The 19,487-nt window shown below is 40.4% G+C and carries 19 protein-coding genes; 8 read left to right on the plus strand and 11 right to left on the minus strand.

Translation table 11 applies throughout. From position 1 onward, the window contains the following. Positions 1 to 170: 170 nt before the first annotated feature. The 3 genes from thrC to NG743_RS08390 all read left to right on the plus strand — a co-directional run bounded on the left by thrC (position 171) and on the right by NG743_RS08390 (position 2,544). Complete coding sequence (thrC, locus tag NG743_RS08380) at positions 171 to 1,475, plus strand: threonine synthase (RefSeq protein ID WP_193962574.1); 1,305 nt, start codon at positions 171 to 173, stop codon at positions 1,473 to 1,475. 75 nt (positions 1,476 to 1,550) lie between these two features. Next, complete coding sequence (locus NG743_RS08385) at positions 1,551 to 1,826, plus strand: MoaD/ThiS family protein (protein WP_027404029.1); 276 nt, start codon at positions 1,551 to 1,553, stop codon at positions 1,824 to 1,826. Between the two features lie 232 nt (positions 1,827 to 2,058). Beyond that, entirely contained in the window at positions 2,059 to 2,544 is a 486-nt protein-coding gene (locus NG743_RS08390) for a DUF2996 domain-containing protein (protein WP_027404028.1), read from the plus strand. A 681-nt stretch (positions 2,545 to 3,225) separates the two neighbouring features. Here NG743_RS08390 and groL read toward each other — a convergent pair. Then, positions 3,226 to 4,908: a chaperonin GroEL gene (groL, locus tag NG743_RS08395; protein ID WP_027404027.1), complete on the minus strand. Its 1,683-nt coding sequence runs from the start codon at positions 4,906 to 4,908 to the stop codon at positions 3,226 to 3,228. A gap of 163 nt (positions 4,909 to 5,071) precedes the next feature. On the opposite strand from groL, the gene NG743_RS08400 reads away from it, so the two are divergent. Then, on the plus strand, positions 5,072 to 6,154 hold the full coding sequence (locus tag NG743_RS08400) for an MraY family glycosyltransferase (RefSeq protein WP_027404026.1): 1,083 nt from the start codon (positions 5,072 to 5,074) through the stop codon (positions 6,152 to 6,154). A gap of 61 nt (positions 6,155 to 6,215) precedes the next feature. Here the strand turns inward: NG743_RS08400 and fabG are convergent, their stop codons facing one another. Further along, positions 6,216 to 6,956, minus strand: coding sequence for a 3-oxoacyl-[acyl-carrier-protein] reductase (fabG, locus tag NG743_RS08405; protein WP_027404025.1), 741 nt, complete (start codon positions 6,954 to 6,956; stop codon positions 6,216 to 6,218). A 64-nt stretch (positions 6,957 to 7,020) separates the two neighbouring features. On the opposite strand from fabG, the gene NG743_RS08410 reads away from it, so the two are divergent. From NG743_RS08410 to NG743_RS08420, 3 genes are all read left to right on the plus strand, one after another. Beyond that, entirely contained in the window at positions 7,021 to 7,347 is a 327-nt protein-coding gene (locus tag NG743_RS08410) for a DUF433 domain-containing protein (protein WP_236630634.1), read from the plus strand. Next, positions 7,340 to 7,675 carry a DUF5615 family PIN-like protein gene (locus NG743_RS08415; protein ID WP_027404023.1) on the plus strand — a complete coding sequence of 112 codons (336 nt, stop codon included), beginning with the start codon at positions 7,340 to 7,342 and terminating at the stop codon, positions 7,673 to 7,675. The genes NG743_RS08410 and NG743_RS08415 overlap by 8 nt, the downstream gene beginning before the upstream one ends. 153 nt (positions 7,676 to 7,828) lie before the next feature. Next, positions 7,829 to 8,281 (plus strand): protein kinase domain-containing protein, encoded by a 453-nt coding sequence (locus NG743_RS08420; protein ID WP_027404022.1) that lies wholly within the window; start codon positions 7,829 to 7,831, stop codon positions 8,279 to 8,281. Between the two features lie 140 nt (positions 8,282 to 8,421). Here the strand turns inward: NG743_RS08420 and NG743_RS08425 are convergent, their stop codons facing one another. The 8 genes from NG743_RS08425 to NG743_RS08460 form a co-directional block, all read right to left on the minus strand. After that, positions 8,422 to 8,985 (minus strand): Uma2 family endonuclease, encoded by a 564-nt coding sequence (locus NG743_RS08425; RefSeq protein WP_027404021.1) that lies wholly within the window; start codon positions 8,983 to 8,985, stop codon positions 8,422 to 8,424. A gap of 109 nt (positions 8,986 to 9,094) precedes the next feature. Next, positions 9,095 to 11,170 carry an SPFH domain-containing protein gene (locus tag NG743_RS08430; RefSeq protein WP_027404020.1) on the minus strand — a complete coding sequence of 692 codons (2,076 nt, stop codon included), beginning with the start codon at positions 11,168 to 11,170 and terminating at the stop codon, positions 9,095 to 9,097. A 70-nt stretch (positions 11,171 to 11,240) separates the two neighbouring features. After that, on the minus strand, positions 11,241 to 11,564 hold the full coding sequence (locus NG743_RS08435) for a hypothetical protein (protein WP_160170646.1): 324 nt from the start codon (positions 11,562 to 11,564) through the stop codon (positions 11,241 to 11,243). A 141-nt stretch (positions 11,565 to 11,705) separates the two neighbouring features. Further along, positions 11,706 to 12,887 carry a hypothetical protein gene (locus NG743_RS08440; RefSeq protein WP_152540505.1) on the minus strand — a complete coding sequence of 394 codons (1,182 nt, stop codon included), beginning with the start codon at positions 12,885 to 12,887 and terminating at the stop codon, positions 11,706 to 11,708. Between the two features lie 355 nt (positions 12,888 to 13,242). Beyond that, positions 13,243 to 13,656, minus strand: coding sequence for an ATP synthase F1 subunit epsilon (gene atpC / locus NG743_RS08445; protein ID WP_027404016.1), 414 nt, complete (start codon positions 13,654 to 13,656; stop codon positions 13,243 to 13,245). Between the two features lie 89 nt (positions 13,657 to 13,745). Continuing rightward, on the minus strand, positions 13,746 to 15,194 hold the full coding sequence (gene atpD, locus NG743_RS08450) for a F0F1 ATP synthase subunit beta (RefSeq protein WP_027404015.1): 1,449 nt from the start codon (positions 15,192 to 15,194) through the stop codon (positions 13,746 to 13,748). Positions 15,195 to 15,666: 472 nt separating this feature from the next. Beyond that, the gene (locus NG743_RS08455) at positions 15,667 to 17,169 is read right to left on the minus strand and encodes a cryptochrome/photolyase family protein (protein WP_257121843.1); all 1,503 of its coding nucleotides are present in this window, start codon (positions 17,167 to 17,169) and stop codon (positions 15,667 to 15,669) included. A gap of 25 nt (positions 17,170 to 17,194) precedes the next feature. Next, positions 17,195 to 17,449 (minus strand): TIGR03643 family protein, encoded by a 255-nt coding sequence (locus NG743_RS08460; protein ID WP_027404013.1) that lies wholly within the window; start codon positions 17,447 to 17,449, stop codon positions 17,195 to 17,197. Between the two features lie 205 nt (positions 17,450 to 17,654). On the opposite strand from NG743_RS08460, the gene NG743_RS08465 reads away from it, so the two are divergent. After that, positions 17,655 to 18,476, plus strand: coding sequence for a SirB1 family protein (locus NG743_RS08465; protein ID WP_027404012.1), 822 nt, complete (start codon positions 17,655 to 17,657; stop codon positions 18,474 to 18,476). A 66-nt stretch (positions 18,477 to 18,542) separates the two neighbouring features. On the opposite strand, the gene NG743_RS08470 is transcribed toward NG743_RS08465, so the two are convergent. Then, positions 18,543 to 19,424, minus strand: a complete 882-nt coding sequence (locus tag NG743_RS08470; RefSeq protein WP_027404011.1) for a bile acid:sodium symporter family protein — start codon at positions 19,422 to 19,424, stop codon at positions 18,543 to 18,545. Between the last annotated feature and the right edge of the window lie 63 nt (positions 19,425 to 19,487).

Consider the following 19,487-nt stretch of genomic DNA (forward strand, 5'->3'; position numbering starts at 1 on the left):
TGGTTTTATTGTGTTCACCTACTTAACGGAAAATTAACCATAGATATACAAAATTGCCTTAGTCCTTGTTTTTATTAAACCCGACAAAAATAGTCGGGTATGTTTGACGTGGATTTTGCCTCGTGTTAGTATCATTCCAAAGTTGACGGATACCCAGGGAAAGCAAGATTATGACTCAGGCGATTACAAACCTCAACCAAGCGAACACTTCTATCCTCAAGGCTTTGAAGTGTAAAGAGTGTGGAGCGGAATACGAACTCAAAGCTACTCATGTATGTGAGTTGTGTTTTGGACCGCTGGAAGTCAAATATGATTACAATGTTCTCAAGAGCTTAGTTAGTCGAGAAACTATTGAAGCCGGTCCCAATTCGATTTGGCGCTACCGTCACTTTTTGCCCGTTGCTACAGATAATTTTATAGATGTAGGCACAGGGATGACTCCATTGGTGCGTTCCCACCGTCTGGCTCGTCGCCTGGGTTTAAATAAACTTTATATTAAAAATGATGCCGTGAATATGCCCACCCTGAGCTTTAAGGATCGGGTGGTGTCAGTGGCACTAAGTAGGGCGAGAGAATTAGGTTTTACGACTGTTTCTTGTGCTAGTACAGGTAATTTAGCAAATTCTACCGCGGCGATCGCTGCTTATGCCGGTTTAGATTGCTGTGTATTTATTCCTTCTGACCTAGAAGCTGGTAAAGTTATCGGCAGCTTGATTTATAGTCCAACTCTAATGGCTGTTAAAGGCAACTATGATCAAGTTAATCGTCTTTGTTCAGAAGTTGCCAATACTCATGGTTGGGGTTTTGTGAATATTAACTTGCGTCCCTACTATTCCGAAGGTTCTAAGACATTAGGTTTTGAAGTTGCAGAACAACTAGGTTGGGAATTACCAGATCATATTGTTGCACCTTTGGCTTCTGGTTCTCTGTTCACCAAAATCTATAAGGGTTTCCAAGAATTTGTAGAAGTTGGTTTAGTAGAAGCCAAAGATGTCCGTTTCAGTGGTGCTCAAGCAGAAGGTTGTTCTCCCATTGCAACAGCCTTTAAAGAAGGTAGAGACTTCATTCAACCAGTTAAACCTAACACAATTGCCAAATCAATTGCGATCGGCAACCCCGCAGACGGTGTATATGCTGTAGAAATCGCTCAAAAAACCAATGGTAATATTGAATCAGTTAATGATGCCGAAATTATCGAAGGTATTAAACTCTTAGCAGAAACCGAAGGCATTTTTACCGAAACCGCAGGTGGTACAACCGTTGCTGTTCTCAAAAAATTAGTTGAAGCTGGTAAAATTGATCCAGATGAAACTACAGTTGTTTATATCACTGGTAATGGTTTGAAAACCCAGGAAGCCATTCAAGGCTATATTGGCGAACCTTTGACAATTGATGCCAAACTAGATAGTTTTGAACGGGCGTTAGAAAGATCCCGCACCCTTGATCGTTTAGAATGGCAACAAGTTCTAGTTTAGAAGTTATGGCGGTTATAAACCGCCAATTTAACGCAATTCCTACCCACCAATTCACTAAAAATTAACGTTTAAACAATGGCTGTAAAAGTTTTAATTCCCACTGCTTTGCAAAAGTTTACAAACGAACAAGCTGCTTTAGAATGTAGTGCTAGTAATATTTCTGGATTATTAGATTCTTTAGAAGTAAGCTGTCCTGGTATCAAATCGCGTTTGTGTGATGAAGCAGGAAATCTCAGACGGTTTTTGAATTTCTATGTCAACAGCGAAGATATCCGCTTTTTAGAAGGGGCAGAAACGGTCCTCAAAGATGGAGATGAAGTGAGTATTGTTCCCGCTGTTGCAGGTGGTTGAAATATTTATTGGGGTTTAGGGTATGGGGTTTTGAAAGTCCCAAATTACCCATTACCCAATCTTATGGTTCTTTTAAGGAAAATGCTATTTGCGAGCGATCGTCAATTACCATAGCATTAACCATTACCAATCTAAAATAGATGGAAAGTATCAGATAATCGTTATATATAAATAGTTGTGGCTATGCTCTGGTATGTCAAAATGGAAATAACTGACTACCCCAAAATGAGCAATGGCAGAAGAAACTAATCAAAATCAAGCGGGTGATGTGGGTTCTAATCCTGCTACAACCGCCCCAGAAAAGCCCTCCGCAGACGCGAAAGCCGCCAAAAAGGAAAAGCCCCCAGCGTTGGAAGATAAGCCTTTTGAAGAGTTTATGCAGCAACATTACCTACCAGCGTTACAACAGGCAATTACTAAAGAAGGTGTACCAGATGTGAAGCTGACTTTTGCCAAGCAGAAGTATTCTATTATTGGTTTTAATTCAGCAGAAGAATGTTGGCAAGTTATCGGTTCTTGGCAAGGGGGACAACGCCAGTTTAACGTATATTTCCCTGAAGCCAATATTCAAGGTAAAAAGGGATTTTCCTGTCATGAAGGGAAAAAACCAAGTACCTTGGAATCGTTTTTAATTGATGAGCGTAAAATTACCCTAGATTTATTGGTATCTCGGTTAGTGTATCGCTTAAATGGACAAAAGTGGCTAGGTAGAAATTAGAGTCAACCACCCATCACTTCCCTTCGGGTAAGTGAGGGCTTGTAAAAGCCTAGTTGGACTCAGTTCTTAACCGAACTACGTTAGAGGTAAGAGTTAAAGACCTACCAGGGGATGCGTAGCTAGTTCCCTGCTCTAGAACTTCAAAGTTAAACAGGCTTAAGGGTTAAACCAGTGCTTTTAAGATAGTTACCGACCTCTAACATTGTCAAAGCTAACATTACCCCAGAAAGGGGAGGCTCTTCGGAGCAAAATATTATGTCCAAAGTATTTGTTTTAGGGACTTCCAATTAAAAAAATCCCCAAAAGTTTCTTGTGGTGCGGGACGAATTGCCCGCTAATTACCAAGGACGGGCAGGATGCCCATCCCACAAAATTGGGTAATTTATTTTTGGTGTTCCCTTAGACACTGAAAAAAGACCACTAGACTCACAAAAAGGACGGTTACGAATATGGAAAATCAAAGATTTGTTAATTGCTCAACTGTCCCTCTCATTGTTTGTGCTGGCGCACAAAATTACTCAAGGGACGTTTCACAATTAACCCTCCATTCCTCCCATCACCAAGCTGAGTACAGTTTTGGTGGGGGTCTCCTGGAGGTTTAGTTAAAAAAACCCACCCTTACTAAGTTTAGGGGTGGGTTATTCGGTTACTTATAAATTATGGATTTGGGAAAGTGGCAAATTAGAACATACCCATGCCGCCCATGCCGCCCATGCCACCCATACCACCCATACCGCCCATGCCGCCCATACCGCCCATGCCACCATCAGGAGACCCAGCGGATTGTTTTTCAGGCTTTTCAGCAATAATGGCTTCGGTGGTTAGTACCATACCGGCAATAGAAGAAGCGTTTTGTAAAGCGGAACGAACCACTTTTGCGGGATCAATAATACCAGCAGCAATTAAGTCTTCAAATTCACCTGTAGCTGCGTTATAACCGATATTCAAATCAGTTTCCCGAACTCTGGCAACAATGACAGAACCTTCTGCCCCAGCGTTCTCTGAGATTTGCCGCAGGGGAGCTTCTAAAGCTTTTTTAACAATATCAGCACCAATTCTTTCTTCGGGGGTGAGGCTGTTTTTAATTGCTTCTATCTTGGTAGATAGATAAATTAAGGTTGCACCACCACCAGGAACAATACCTTCTTCTACTGCGGCTTTGGTAGCGTTGAGTGCGTCTTCAATCCGCAAGGTTTTGTCCTTGAGTTCGGTTTCTGTAGCGGCACCGACTTTAATTACGGCAATCCCACCAGCTAACTTAGCAATGCGTTCTTGCAGTTTTTCGGTATCATAGTCGGAATCAGTTGCGGCTAACTGTTTACGAATTTGCTCAATCCGAATTTGGATTTCTGGTTTAGCAGCATTACCAGCCACAATGGTGGTATTTTCCTTGTCAATGTGGATTTTCTCCGCAGTTCCCAACATTTCCAAAGTGGCAGTATCTAAGCTTAAGCCAATGTCTTCAGAAATCATTTGTCCATCGGTGAGAATGGCAATGTCTTCTAACATAGCTTTGCGACGTTCGCCAAACCCAGGAGATTTAATCGCTGCGATCGCCAATACACCACGCGCTTTATTCACAACCAAAGTTGCTAAAGCATCACCATCTACATCTTCGGCAATAATCAATAAAGGTTGACCTGAACGGGCAACTTTTTCCAAGATGGGAACTAAATCTTGAATGCTGCTGATTTTTTTATCGGTAATCAGGATGCGAGCATTTTCAAACTCTACTGTCATCCGTTCGTTGTTGGTGATGAAGTAGGGAGAAATATAGCCTCTATCAACCTGCATTCCTTCTACTACTTCTAGTTCAGTGGTGAAGGATTTAGATTCTTCAACGGTAATTACACCGTCTTTGGTCACTTTCTCCATCGCCAGCGCGATCATTTGTCCCACTTCAGCATCATTACCAGCGGAAACTGTGGCAACTTGGGAAATGGCACTTCCTTCTACAGGTTTAGCGATCTTGGCAATTTCCTTTACCAGCGCCTCAACGGTTTTATCAATGCCCCGTTTTAAACTCATGGGATTTGTCCCAGCAGCTACATTCTTTAAACCTTCCTTAATCAAGGCTTGTGCTAGAACTGTGGCAGTGGTAGTCCCATCGCCAGCTATATCCTTAGTTTTTGATGCTACTTCCTGAATTAGTCTAGCGCCAGTATTTTCTAGAGGATCTTCTAATTCAATTTCTTTAGCAACAGTGATACCATCGTTAACAATTTGGGGAATACCAAATTTTTTCTCTAATAGGACGTTACGACCTTTTGGACCTAAAGTGATTTTCACCGCATCTGCCAGGGCGTTAATACCCCTTTCTAAAGCACGCCGTGATTCTTCATTAAATGCAATAATCTTAGTCATGTTTTATTTTTCTATTGCTTCCATTAGACAATTTAGCACTCACTGACCAAGAGTGCTAATCCCTTTCCCCAATTTAGATTAACAATCAAAATCCCAAAATTGATTAATATTAACAGTTGATACTTATGTTTGACCATAAAACTAATGATTATATTGGGAGCAGATGAACTTAGCAAACTCCCTTAAATCCCTTGGCATTGCTGACCCTAGCGGCTCCGGCTGGTTAGCTGTAGTATTTACGTTTCTATTAGCTTTAGTTGTTACCTGGCGTTTAATTCCCACAATTCGCAAATTTGCCTTAGAGGTAGGTTGGGCAGATCAACCCAACGCCCGACGATTGAATCAAGAACCTTTACCTAATGCGGGAGGTTTGGCAATCTACGCGGGTGTCATTGCGGCTTTGGTCTTAGCTAGTCTCTTGCGACCGATTGAACTGCAAGGGGTTTTAGCTCAGGTCTTAACGATTCTCCTGGGTGGTTCAATTTTAGTTTTAGTGGGCTTTATTGATGACCAGTTTGGTTTACCTCCATCTGTGCGTTTATGGGCGCAGGTAACAACAGCACTTTTGTTGGTTGGTAATGGAATTAGCATCAAAGTTGCCTTTGGTACACCCATTGATTCCCTCTTGTCTATGGCGTTAACGGTGCTGTGGGTGGTGGGGATCACTAATGCTGTTAACCTCATGGATGGGATGGATGGTTTGGCTGGTGGAATCAGCTTTATCACTGCTATCAGTTTGTTAGGCGTGTCTGCCCAGTTTGATAATCGCGCTGCTGCTACTTTGGTTTTAGCGGCTTTGGGAGGGGCGGCGCTGGGCTTTTTACGCCATAATTTTCACCCCTCACACATCATTATGGGTGATGCTGGTGCATACTTTTTTGGCTATGTGTTAGCAGCAACCAGCATTTTAGGCAAACTCCAGTTAAATACAATCTATGCCCTAATCCCCACAGTTTTATTTCTGCTGTTGCCAGTGATTGACACTACTCAAGTGTTTGTACGCCGACTGATGGCAGGAAAAAACCCTCTGAGTACACCAGGTAAAGACCACATCCATCATCGCTTGTTGGCTTGGGGACTATCCCAACGCAATGCAGCTTTTACCCTCTGGTCAATTACTTTAGGTTGTAATTTGCTGGCGATGAAAGTCCAGGGTATGAGTTTATCTGTGATGCTGGCTACTGCTGTCGGTATTATTTTGCTGTTAGGCCTTACCTTTTGGCAAAGAATGTTGAATAATTCGTGAATAGAGTACAGATATAGATCCCCGACTTCTTTGAGAAGTCGGGGATCTGAGTATTATAAAACTACATCACCATACCGCCATCAACATTAAATACTTGTCCTGTGATATAAGCTGCGGCGGGATCTGATGCTAAAAAGCGCACCATGCCAGCAATTTCTTCTGGTTTACCAAAACGCCCCAGGGGGATATATTGCAGGATACCATCGGCTTTGATATCGCTGGTCATGTCAGTGGTAATAAAACCAGGAGCAACGGCATTGACAGTGATGCCACGAGAAGAGAGTTCTTTAGCTACTGTTTTGGTAAAGCCAATTACTCCGGCTTTGGCTGCGCTGTAGTTTGCCTGTCCAGGGTTGCCCATTTGTCCCGCGACGGAAGCGATGTTAATAATCCGCCCCGAACGTTGTTTAAGCATAATTTTACTTACAGCTTTTGTACATAAAAATACACCAGTTAAATTTAGGTCTATAACTGCTTGCCATTCTGCTAATTTCATTCTTAATAGCAGGGTATCACGGGTAATACCTGCGTTATTGACTAAGATATCCACGCGCTGGAATTTTTCTAAGGTGGTTTTAATGAGTGTATCTACTTGATTTTCTTGAGAAACATCTGCTTGGAGGGCGATGGCTTCTCCTCCTGCTGCTGTAATTTCTGCGACTACTTCATCTGCTGCTGTGCTGGAACTAGCGTAGTTAACAACTACTTTTGCACCTTGGGAGGCTAATTGGATAGCGATCGCTCTACCAATTCCCCGTGATGCACCTGTGACTATTGCAACCTGATTTTTTAATAAACTCATCTATTTTTCCTCAATTTTGTGGAGATACCGCGCTAATTATCTTATAATTTTAAGTTAGACGGAGGTGAAAAATTTATTGATGCAGTTAGTTAGTCAAGAATACATCGAAATTGCTGCTAATGTCCGAAGTGGAAAACCCCGAATTGCTGGTACTCGTATTGCAGTAGAGGATATAGCAGTTCTACATTTAAAACTGGGGTATTCTCTGGTAGAAATTGCTGGTAAATATAACTTGTCTCTGGCATCTGTTTATGCAGCAATGGCTTATTATTTTGATCATCGAGATGAGATTGATGCACTCACTGTGCAAGAGGATGAATCGGTTGAGGTACTAAAACAAAATTATCCTTCACGTCTTCAAGAAAAGCTCAAACAGTTGAGAAATGAGTGAAAAAATTCGCTTTCATTTAGATGAAAATGCTGATCCTGCGATCGCGCTTGGGTTGCGTCGTTATGGAATTGATGTTACAACAACTAATAGTGTGGGATTACGTACTCAATCCGATGAAGTCCAATTAGGGTTTATTCAGGAAACGCAACGAGTGCTGTTTACCCAAGATACAGATTTTTTGATTATTGCGAGTCGTCAGCTTGATCATCCTGGGATTACATACTGTAAAAAAGGAACTCGTTCAATTGGAGAAGTCATTGAAACTTTGGTTCTGATTTATGAGGTGATGACACCTGAAGAGATGGTAGGACGTGTGGAGTTTTTGTGAAATTAAAGCAACATTTAAAGACTTGTATTTTTAAACCCTCCTTATTATGAAATGAAGGGATAATAGCTTTAATCTATTCTGGGAAATATTTGTCAATAATTGTTTTTTCTGGCGCAATTATGCCAAAATATACAGAAATGCTTCTGTATCATTATGATTGGGCAAACATTACAACGGCGTTACAAAATTACTAAGGAGTTAGGAAAAGGGGGGTTTGGCAAAACCTATTTAGCTGAATACCCGTTTGATTTGCCTGTTACTCCCCAATATCACTGTGTTGTTAAAGAACTTATCAAACCCCCGACATCCGAATTAGATACAGAAGAAAGGTTTAAAAAGGAAGCAGCAATCTTATTCAAGTTGGGAAAAACCCATTCCCAAATTCCTGAACTGTATGACTTTTTTGAGGAAAACAGAAAATTTTATCTTGTTCAAGAATACATTGATGGACAAGACTTGAGTTATGAAATAACTTCAGGTCAAGAATGGAGTGAGGCTAGTGTGTTAATTCTGTGTATTTTTGGAGGGATTGTCCAGAAAATTATTGGTGTTACCGTAGTTTACACCGAAAGCATCTGTTCCAGGCACGTTCTCATAAAAATATGACGACATATTTTGTGCATGAAGTCTTATAGGATGAGGGATTCAGAATTAACACACTAGTTTTAAACCTTTGATTTTTATTGAGTCCGCGCAGGCGGACTTTGTTTGTGTAGCTGCGAATTCTATTCGCCAGCACTTGATATTTACCTCTTTCTTTGCAACCAATCAAATACTTCCTCAACTGTGATTATTAAATTCACACCTTCTAAAACTGGTAATCTATCTTTTCCAGTTAACAAATCTGGTAAAGTATTAGGCTGATAAACTAAAATTGAACGCTCACTTGGATCAAGCAACCAGCCAAGTTTAGTACCATGTTTGATACAATGTAAAATATTACCAGTTACCTTAGTCTGACTTTGGTTAGGTGAAAGGATTTCAATTACCCAAAGAGGTGCAAAATTAATCCCACTGCTAATGATATCACCGCTTTCATCTAATGGTATTTGATCAGTAGCAATCACCAGAACATCGGGAACTACAGAACGATTTCCACAGTTACAGCGCATTTCTGGAAAAGCTTCATAGTCACTTGTTGCTGTGTCAATAACTGCTATTAATTTTTTTTGTAATAAACTGTGTTTACCGCCACCCATTGGTTTTTGAATTACTTCTGAGTTAATATATTCCCAAGCTGGTGATTCATCAATAAAACCCAGGGTTAAAAATTCTTCTATGGGAATGATTTTTGCAACTGTTGTTGTCATTTATTTAACCCCATAATTTAATTTTAATTTTAATTTTATCACTACTCTCAATAAAAACATTCACAAGAACAAGATCCCCGACTTCTCTAAGAAGTCGGGGATCTGAATCTTAACTGTTATGATTAATAGATTCAGCTTTAGCAACTACAGGATTAGGAAGAGGTGGAGGTGTAGGGATTTTCGATTCTAGATGGGTTTTGCTATTAGTTTGATTCAAAAGAATCATAGACAATAAACCATCTGCTAAACCATTATTACTACCACTATTACCACCAACAATGATATCAGGAATAATGCGGACATTGCGATCGCCCACAATTTGCATTAACTGCATCGCTGTGTAACCTTGCAAACCCAATGCTTGTACCCCTGTCCGATAGGTTTCTGCTTTCGCGTTACCTGTCGCCCGGATACCTTCAGCTTCCGCTATGGCTTTGAGTTTAGTGGCTTCAGCTTCACCTGTTGCTTGCTGAATTTGTGCGTTAGCTTGCAACTCGGCAATTGTGACACCTTGTTCCGATTTTACCAACTCTTGCTGAATATCTGCGATCGCTGTTTCCCGGACTAACATTTGTCGTTGGGTTTCTGCCATTTGCTGAACTTCGTAAGTTTTGCGTTGTTCCTCAGCAATTTTCCGGTCTGTCAGCGTGTGCATTAATTCATTCGGTGGCGTAATCAAACCAATCAACGAATCCACTGCTTGCACATCATAAGCACGTAAGGCAGATTTAACGTATTCAGAGGCTTCAACTTGACGCTCACTTCTGGCAATCAAGAAATCCAGGATAGTATATTCTTGAGCCGAGTTGCGGAAATAATTCCCCACAATGGGACGCAAAACCTGATCAATGACATTTTGCATCGAACCCAAGCGGGAAATCACTTTCGGAGCATCTGACGCACCAATGTGAATAATTTGGAATATCTCCAAATCAAAGCTAAAACCATCAAATGACAGAAGTTTCAGCGCCGTTAAATTCGTATCATACCCATGCTGACCGCTAATTCTATCAGTAAAGTTTAAGACAATGTTTGTTGTCGGCACTAGCTCAACTTTCATCACTTTAGTATTGAGCGGGTGCTTCCCAGGATATAAAGGCTCAACCCAAACACCCTTATGTCCTTGATTGACCAAATTTCCGTGAGTGAAAGATGCCCCGCTCACATCTTCCTGTTCTTCACCAACAAAAGAAATCACCACACCCACATAGCCGATAGGGATTTGAGTCATCGGTACTTGTTCAATACTTACCAACCAAGGATTGAGATTCCACGAACCCGATAATAACACCTGTTCTTGTAAACCCCGTTGTCCCCCAGCGTCAATAAATTTTTGACCATTTTGAAAATTATTATGTCCGGTAATAGCACGCCCAGCAATTTCACCTGCGGCAATTGGTGAACCATCCAAAGTAGTCACAATACCAACTTTTTCCGCTGCTATTTCATAGATTTGTAACTGTTCTGGACGCATACCCTCTTTACTGGCATTTGCTGCTGTAATCACTTTAAACAGCGCTGTATTGATGCGGTAAGTACCTGCGGTGATAAAAGCAATTTGCCGTCCTTTCTCCCCACCTTTGGTTAAGAATTTCCGAGCATCTTGAAAATTATCACATTCGACAATTTTGCCCAAAATCCGTTCTGGAGGGTTAGAAGCCCCATCAGCGGCGACAATCAGAGCGATTTGACCTTGGGGGACAACAATTACCGACTCTTTTTTCACTGCATATTGCCAAGGCCAATAACCCCAGTGCCAACCAGGGGCGAGGGTATCTGCTTGCAAACCCGCTTCACCATTGAGGGCAATTAATCTACCAGGAGGTAATCCTTTACCTGACAGGGTGAACTTTTTCACCACAATTCCCACTTCCCGTTCACCGATAACCACCAATCCACCAAAGAAGAAACAACCGCCAATAATAATCACGGGAATAATGATTAAAGGCTCAATTCCCATTGATTGATAGGGGATTGGACGAGTTATAGACTGAGTAACTACGGGTTGAGTTTGGGTAGAGGGAATAGAAACAGAAGTAAATTCTTTTGCTGTCAGTGTTTTTATGGGAGTGGCATTAACAGCATTAACACCACCTGCTAAAGCTAAGGCTGCAATTGCAGATGTAGCCACGCTGACAAACTTATTTTGCTTACTTTTACCAAGAGAAAACGGAAAGCTTTTCATATATGTGCCTCTTTGGGCAACTAATCATCTAAGGTATCACTTCATCAGGAGGGAATGATTTTTCTTAAACTTAATGTAACTTTTTATCAGGCATTAATAACCTGACACTGCTGTTGATTCCAGTTATATAATCATTGCCATTAGGTATTAAAGACAATACACAACTTTTTATAACTTCGAGTTTTCCTAATTTTAATTGCTGTTCAGGCACAGTTATAGATAAGATGCCAGAGGGTATTGTAATTTTTCCATAACGTTCTTGAGTAGTTCCATTCTTCATGACTATAATTAACTTATAGATCACTTCTTGTGTTGTTTTCACGTTACCTTTGCGGGTAAATATATAAGTTGATTTGTCAGTTTGTGGTGATTTACTGACTGTTACTTCTGTCAAAGAGGGTAGTATTCCTAAAGCTACTTTGAGCCGCACTGGGTCAATACGAGTTACTATAGCGTTCTGTCTGTTGGTAATAGGTACCTTTTCGATCCCATCATAACTGGCGCAACTAGTAAAATAAAACCTGCCGTCACTGTCCTAGGCATTGTATCCGGTATGGCGGTTGCTTGCGGCGAGTTTAGGGTCTAAGTCTCTTAAACTGACTAACTTACGGGTGGTTTTGGTTGTGAGATCAAATTCGTAGAGAAGATTGGGCTTTTTTCTATCTGCGGGTATAGGTCCCAAGCTACTAGTAACTATATATGCTTTTTTACCGTCAGCACTTATATTAAAAGAAAAAATCTCAGCCGGAACAGTTTTTGCTTGACCAATATAAAACCAGGAATGCAAAGAATCGTCAAATCGGTAAATATGAGCGCGATCATCGGAAAATAAACATTGCTTTTGAATTGGCAAACATTGCCCTAGTTCAATGGCTCGTGATTCCTGTAATTTCCAGTTTTTTAACTCTCCAAAACCCTTAGTAGGATCATAATAATAAATGTGTCCGTAGATAGACGGATTATATTCTCCCCAAGAAAGATTGCCTGTACTGAAATATAACCGACTTCGAGAATCTACCCACATCACCCGACCAGTATAAGGGTATTTTTTATCATAAGCTGTTGGTCGTCCCAGGTTTTCTGTGCGACCTGTGGCTATATCGTATTTATAGATATCCGCAGTCGGAACTGCTGCTCCATAAAGTACATTAAGATTGGGGTCAACAGCAGTAGATACAATGGAAACGTGCTTTGCTCCAATGCCTAATGGTTCTATGCTACTCAGGTCGGTAAATTTTTCCTCGTTTGGGTTGTATGCGTACCAATGAAAACCTCTGCTAGAAAGATAGTCATCGTTCAAATTTGAGCGATCCATAGTAGCTACATAGACCTTACCGTTGTACCAAAGAGGACGAGTATGAAATTTTTGACTTGTCTCTGTTGGTTGCCAGTTATTTGCTGCTAAAGAAGCAGAACGCGCATCTCCCACATACCGAACTGTACCCAATTTGGATTCCAAGCGATAGAGGGCAGAATTGGTAACATGATCCATACCACCAATATATATATCTCCATTGGGCGCAGAACCGGTGGCGTGCCAACTCTCAATAGGCTTAAGTCCATTGTCTGTATTGGGTAATTGCCAGTGCCAAGATCCTACTTGTTTACCTGCCCAGCCTTTCACGCTTTTATTGTTGAATCCATAAGCGGTTGTTAACGAAAATAAGGATGTAACGAATAGTAACAAGAGATATGTGTAACTTGTCGATTTAATCATAAGACAAGTTTGGAATATTAAGCAGTCGTGCAAAATAAATTAATTGTACCTTTAAGAAAGGAAACAGATAACAGATAAGCACTACAGGGATTTTTATTTGTTCCAAAAATATTTCATTAACGGGACTTAGAGACTTGCAAATAAAAAAATATCCCGTCGTTGGGATAAGGCAGGGAGCAGGGGCAGGAAAAGTCGTTTTGATTTAGTAAAATTTGGATAGCGTTCGCGGAGCATCCCGGAGGGAACTAGCGCTGCTGCAAGCAGTTCATCTTTTTTCTGGAGTTCTCTTAATAAAACAAGGGTGGACAAACAGCCCACCCTCAACACCAGAGATTGCGATTAATTGTAGTTAAATTTACACTAAACCACCAGCAGCTTGAAAACGAGCGCGAGCGCGTTTAAATGCCTGTGTTGCTTGGAATTGTGCTTTTCGGTCATCTGCGCTAACTTGATTTAAGCCAGATTGTGCTGTATTAAAAGCAGTGCGGGCTTCTTCAAGGTTGATTTTGTCGCCACGTTCAGCACTATTGACTAGAATTGTGACTTCATTATCATCAACTTCAGCAAAACCGCCTAAAAGAGCGATCGCTTGCCAACTAGCGTTTTTACTAGCTCGGACACGCATTACGCCTGTATCCAAGGCTGTCAGCATGGGAGCGTGTCCACTGAGAATACCTAACTGACCAGTAGTGCTAGGTAAAATTACTTCGTCAGCTTCAGCATCCCAAACAGTTTTGTCTGGGGAAATTACACGAACAGTTAATGTCATTTGTTAGTTGTCCTTTGTCAGTTGCCTTTTGTCAGTTGTCAGTTGTCAGTTGTCAGTTGCATAAAAAACCACTGACTACTGACTAATGACTAACCTTTGAGCTTTTCAGCCTTAGCTTTAGCTTCGGCAATATCGCCTACTAAGTAGAAAGCTTGCTCCGGTAAAGCATCCAATTCACCAGAAAGAATTTGTTGGAATCCTTTAATAGTGTCTTCCAACTTCACATACTTACCAGGAGAACCAGTAAATACTTCAGCTACAAAGAAAGGCTGAGACAAGAACCGTTCAACTTTCCGCGCCCGTGCCACAATTAAACGATCTTCTTCAGACAATTCATCTAAACCCAAAATGGCGATGATGTCTTGAAGTTCTTTGTAACGTTGCAGGGTGGATTGTACAGCCCGTGCAGTATCGTAGTGATCACTACCAACAATGTTGGGTTGCAACATGGTGGAAGTAGAACCCAAAGGATCAACCGCAGGATAGATACCTTTAGAAGCCAAACCACGAGACAATACTGTTGTACCGTCTAAGTGAGCAAATGTGGTTGCAGGTGCGGGGTCGGTCAAGTCATCGGCAGGTACATATACAGCTTGAATAGAAGTAATAGAACCTTCGGTGGTGGAAGTAATCCGTTCTTGTAAAGCACCCACGTCAGTACCCAAAGTAGGCTGATATCCTACCGCAGAAGGCATCCGACCCAAGAGCGCGGATACTTCAGAACCAGCTTGTACGAACCGGAAAATGTTATCAACAAATAGTAATACGTCTTGCTTGTTGACATCACGGAAATACTCAGCCATTGTCAAACCAGACAAACCAACCCGCATTCTGGCTCCGGGTGGCTCGTTCATTTGACCATAAACTAGAGCAATTTTGGATTCGTTGAGGTTATCTTTGTTGATAACTCCAGATTCCATCATTTCGTTGTAGAGGTCATTTCCTTCGCGTGTGCGTTCACCCACACCCGCAAATACAGATACACCACCATGCTGGGTAGCGATGTTGTTGATCAACTCCATCATGATCACGGTTTTACCAACACCAGCACCGCCGAACAGACCGATTTTACCACCGCGTTTGTAGGGAGTTAACAAGTCAACAACTTTAATCCCAGTTTCAAACACAGAAGGTTTGGTTTCCAAATCTGTGAATTTGGGAGCGTCACGGTGAATAGGTAGATATGCTTCGGCGTTTACGGGACCTTGCTGATCTACAGGTTCGCCTAAAACATTAAAAATCCGTCCCAAGGTGGCTTTACCAACAGGGACGCTGATAGGAGATCCAGTATCAACTACTTCTAAACCACGAACTAAACCGTCGGTGGTACTCATAGCAACTGCGCGGACTTGGTTGTCGCCTAGAAGTTGCTGTACTTCAACGGTCAAGCTGATGTTTTGTCCAGCTTCATTTGTACCTGTGATGGTTAAAGCGTTGTAGATTTGGGGTAATTTACCGCCGGGGAATTTAACGTCTACAACCGGACCAATTACTTGGGTAATGTAACCAATGTTTGTTTTTTCTGCGGTGGTGACCATGCTGCGCCTAAATGAATGAAGCTATTTTTCACAAGTGGGTTCGTTTAAAACCCCAGATCAAGCGATATCATCTTTTAGGTTAGCACTTAACGACTCCACCTTTGCCTTAAATTCATTATTAAGAAGAGATCCCCGATTTTGTGAAAATCCTGGAACTGCAAAATAAATTACTTCCACAAAAAACCGCAAAAAGAGAGTATTGGGGATTGACAACGGATTTTATATTTGTTATCATGGATTTGATAAGGAAGATATATCAAACAAATATAAATAGCCCGGTAGGGGTTTAGCGCTGATGAACCCTCATATTATAAGGGTTTCAAGAATGTCAAGAAAGATATGGGTAACGCATAGTGCGGGGAGAGGTTTGGAGAGGGGTCAAATTCTTTTCGTCAGTCTCCCCACTTCAAAACCCCTAAAATCCGGTTTTAGTTCCCCAGCTTAGAAACTGACTCTGTATGCACAAAAATAATTAATTCTGACTAAGACTCCACCAGTTTTCAGCCTGTTGGTGGATAGACTGCAATTCTTCTGAAGACATTTTATCTAGATGTTTTAAAATTAAGCCCATTCGTCCTTGAGTTTGGAGTTTCTCTTTGTGTCTGTCCAGAAAATCCCAATAGAAAAAATTGAATGGACAGGCATTTTCACCTATCCGTTCTTTGTGATTATAAACACAGCTTTTACAATAGTCACTCATCTTATTTATATAGTTAGCAGAAGCAGCATAGGGTTTAGATGCTAATACTCCTCCGTCTGCGAATAAACCCATACCAATAACATTAGTTTGCATCACCCAATCATAAGCATCAATAAATACTGCATGAAACCAATTTTCTACAGCTTGGGGTGAAATTCCTGCAATTAAAGCAAAGTTACTCAATACCATTAACCGCTGGATATGATGAGCGTAACCTGTACTTTTGATCTGGGTGATAGTTTGGTGTAAACAATTCATGTTTGTTTCACCTGTCCAGAAAAATTCAGGTAATGGTTGGGTGTGACCAAACCAATTCTTTTCGGCATATTCTGTATCTACAAAATGATAGATTCCATACATATATTCTCGCCAACCCAATACTTGACGAATAAAACCTTCCACACTATTTAAAGGTAGTTGGTGTTGTTTATATGCTGCTTCAGCGGCTTGAATTACTTCCAATGGTTGGAGTAAGCCAATATTCAAATAAGGAGAAATTAATGCGTGCCACATTGTCTGTTCTCCGGTAATCATCGCATCTTGGTAAGTACCGAAATCTGATAAACGATGTTGAATAAACCAGTCTAATACTTGAAGTGCTTGTTGACGATTTACTCCCCAATCAAAGGGTTCTATTTCTCCATAAGTTAAATGAGAAAGAGAGTTAACTTTGTCTATAACATCGAGAGTAATTGCGTCTGGTGTAAACCATTGGGCTGGGGGTGGATGTAATTTACCTTTAGGTGGTTGACGATTTTCTTTATCTAAATTCCACTGTCCTCCAATTGGTTGTTTGTCCTCCATTAAAATTTGAAAACTTCGTCTTCCTTCTCGATAAAAATCTTCCATTAATAGGCGTTTGCGACTTTTCGCCCAAGCAGTAAATTTTTCTGTACTCCATAAAAATTGATTATTAGGAATTAAGGTGATTGGACAAGGTAATTGTAAATTTTGAATGCTTTGGATGAATGGTTTATCATTGGGTGTCATTACCCGCAATTCGGTAATTTGATTAACTTGAATCCATGCTTGGAGTGATGTTTGAAAATCTGTGGCTACTTTGTATGTGACTGCATAGTTTAGTTGTGCTAATTCTGCTGCAAAGTGGCGCATTGCTGACCAAATTAACACTAATTTTTGGCGATGATATGGTCTGATTTGAATATGCTGTAATGATTCGATGAAAATTACAGGTGTATTTATTTGATGATTACAGCTTTTTAAGGCTGATTGTTGTAGGGAAAGTTGATCGCCTAATATCCAAATTCCAATCATAGATAATTTTATATTTTATGTGAATTTAAGTCTTTTGATTTTGGGATTTGAATCTCCCTGCAATAAATTCTCTTTTTTCTAAATGTTTGGTTTTACGTTTGGTAACTCTTTCTCTCCACATTTGAAAGCTAGATAATTTCATTTCCCTTCTCATTAGAGCAATTACCTGCTTTTCTAAAAGTCCAAATTGGTTTTCTATAACATCAAATGGCGTTCTATCTTCCCAAGCCATTTCAATAATACGATCTATGGTTTCAGTATCTAAGTCAGGTAGTTTCATGTTGGAACTGGTTTGAAAAGTTTAATAAAGCCGTCACAATTATAAATCTATACTGATTATACTATAATAATGCTCTTTTTTCTTGTTTTCAGATTCTAGAACGGATAGATCCAGACTATCTTCCATAAATCTCTTGAATAATCTAAAATGGGAGGAGACACAAAAAACTCTGTACTTTCCTCTAATAGCCTCATCCTGATTGCTTATGAACTTCTCGTCAGCACGACAGTATTTTTACCAAGAGATTCAACAACCTGATGAGGATATCAATCTCGCAAAGGCAGCCTTATATATTGCCCAGGAAGAATATCCAGATATTGATACTGAAGAGTATTTAAATGCTATTGATACAATGGCAATGGAGTTAGAGGAACGTTTGCCTTCTTTTCGCTATCCTCTACGGGTTATTCAAAGTATTAATCAATATTTATACGAAGAATTGGGCTTTGATGGTAATAAAATTGATTATTATGACCCCCGCAATAGTTTTTTAAATGATGTCATTGAACGGAAAACGGGTATTCCGATTACTTTGGCATTAGTTTATATGGAGGTAGCCAAACGGATTGATTTTCCGATGGTTGGGGTGGGAATGCCGGGACATTTTTTGATTCGTCCAGACGTAGAAGATATAGGGATTTTTGTGGATGCTTTTAATGGTGGTGAGGTGATGTTTGCCCAAGACTGTCAAGAAAGACTTTCACAAATTTATCAGCAAGAAGTGACGCTCAAACCTGAATTTTTAGCGGTTGTGAGTAATCGGCAATTTTTAATGCGAATGTTGACTAATTTAAAATATATTTATCTTCAAAAGCAGGATTTAGAAAGGAGTTTAAGAACGGTAGAACGGATTTTGCTGTTGTTTCCAGAAGCAAGTTTTGAATTAAGAGATAGGGGTTTGTTGTATTATCAACTTGGGCAGTTTTCTCAAGCGGCGGAAGACTTACAGATTTATTTAATTAAAGTTCCTGATGCTAAAGATGCAGATGTAATACGTCAATTACTAGCTAAATTAGGTGATGATTAACTTGAGATATCTCATGTAGTAAAAAATGGATTTCGCTAGAATCTGAAGTTAAGTTAATTCATGGCTTTATTGATGAGGAATATTCTTAATTTCTCGATTGACTAACCAAGCAAAAGCTGCGCTAGTGGCAAACATAATCAGACTGTAAATAGCGGCTGGAATCGCCATGGTAGGGTTGTTCAGTAGGGTGGGAGAACTGGCAATGGCGATCGCTAATGTGCTATTTTGAATCCCAACTTCTACTGTAATCGCTTTGGCATTTCCTGAGGTCAGCTTGCTGAAGACGGCAAAGAGATAGGCTAAGACCATTGTTAATATATTCAAGACGAGAGTTACTCCACCTACCTGTAAGAAAAAGGTGGGAATGTTAGCCTTTTCTTTTAACACCAAACCAAAGATAATTAAGGCCAAAAAGAATAGAGACAGCCACTTAACCCATTTTTCGACTTGGGCTGCGAATAGGGGAAAATAGTAGTGTATTCCCATACCTGAAACTACGGGAATAATGGTAATTACCGCAATCTGAATCACTGTTTTTATAAATGGTAACTGTACGGAAGAATTTGCTTCCATAAAGTGCTGCATAGCTAGGTTAACTACCAAGGGAATAGAAAAGACGGTAACTAGACTACTGATAGCCGTTAGCGTAATTGACAAGGCAACATTCCCCCGGACTAAATATGTCACCAGATTGGAAGTAGCACCACCAGGACAAGCTGATAAAATCATCACTCCTACCGCTAATTCTGGTGTGAGGGGAAAAATTGTAGCTACCAAAAAGCCGACTATTGGCAGCATTATCAATTGGGCTATTAATCCCACAAAGACGGCAAAAGGTTCAATTAAGATTCGCTTAAAGTCATCCACTTTTAGTCCCAACCCCATACCCAGCATAATAATAAATAATGCTAGGGGCAGAAAAACCGTAGTTAGAAAATTTGACTCCATGATCATTTTACTCACGCAACTGCCGGCTATTTTACCAAGTATTGACCTAATTATTCTTAAGTT

It is taken from the genome of Dolichospermum heterosporum TAC447 (genome assembly GCF_024584745.1).
GTDB lineage: Bacteria > Cyanobacteriota > Cyanobacteriia > Cyanobacteriales > Nostocaceae > Dolichospermum > Dolichospermum heterosporum.

Excerpts from the sequence above, each read along its gene's own strand:
- NG743_RS08415 (WP_027404023.1), top strand. The coding sequence starts at position 7,340 with ATGAGTGAAAAAATTCGCTTTCATTTAGATGAAAATGCTGATCCTGCG.
- NG743_RS08460 (WP_027404013.1), bottom strand. The coding sequence starts at position 17,449 with ATGAAACTACCTGACTTAGATACTGAAACCATAGATCGTATTATTGAA.
- NG743_RS08425 (WP_027404021.1), bottom strand. The coding sequence starts at position 8,985 with ATGACAACAACAGTTGCAAAAATCATTCCCATAGAAGAATTTTTAACC.
- thrC (WP_193962574.1), top strand. The coding sequence starts at position 171 with ATGACTCAGGCGATTACAAACCTCAACCAAGCGAACACTTCTATCCTC.
- NG743_RS08385 (WP_027404029.1), top strand. The coding sequence starts at position 1,551 with ATGGCTGTAAAAGTTTTAATTCCCACTGCTTTGCAAAAGTTTACAAAC.
- NG743_RS08440 (WP_152540505.1), bottom strand. The coding sequence starts at position 12,887 with ATGATTAAATCGACAAGTTACACATATCTCTTGTTACTATTCGTTACA.
- NG743_RS08390 (WP_027404028.1), top strand. The coding sequence starts at position 2,059 with ATGGCAGAAGAAACTAATCAAAATCAAGCGGGTGATGTGGGTTCTAAT.
- atpC (WP_027404016.1), bottom strand. The coding sequence starts at position 13,656 with ATGACATTAACTGTTCGTGTAATTTCCCCAGACAAAACTGTTTGGGAT.
- NG743_RS08430 (WP_027404020.1), bottom strand. The coding sequence starts at position 11,170 with ATGAAAAGCTTTCCGTTTTCTCTTGGTAAAAGTAAGCAAAATAAGTTT.
- NG743_RS08470 (WP_027404011.1), bottom strand. The coding sequence starts at position 19,424 with ATGGAGTCAAATTTTCTAACTACGGTTTTTCTGCCCCTAGCATTATTT.
- NG743_RS08400 (WP_027404026.1), top strand. The coding sequence starts at position 5,072 with ATGAACTTAGCAAACTCCCTTAAATCCCTTGGCATTGCTGACCCTAGC.
- atpD (WP_027404015.1), bottom strand. The coding sequence starts at position 15,194 with ATGGTCACCACCGCAGAAAAAACAAACATTGGTTACATTACCCAAGTA.
- NG743_RS08455 (WP_257121843.1), bottom strand. The coding sequence starts at position 17,169 with ATGATTGGAATTTGGATATTAGGCGATCAACTTTCCCTACAACAATCA.
- groL (WP_027404027.1), bottom strand. The coding sequence starts at position 4,908 with ATGACTAAGATTATTGCATTTAATGAAGAATCACGGCGTGCTTTAGAA.
- NG743_RS08420 (WP_027404022.1), top strand. The coding sequence starts at position 7,829 with ATGATTGGGCAAACATTACAACGGCGTTACAAAATTACTAAGGAGTTA.
- NG743_RS08465 (WP_027404012.1), top strand. The coding sequence starts at position 17,655 with ATGAACTTCTCGTCAGCACGACAGTATTTTTACCAAGAGATTCAACAA.
- fabG (WP_027404025.1), bottom strand. The coding sequence starts at position 6,956 with ATGAGTTTATTAAAAAATCAGGTTGCAATAGTCACAGGTGCATCACGG.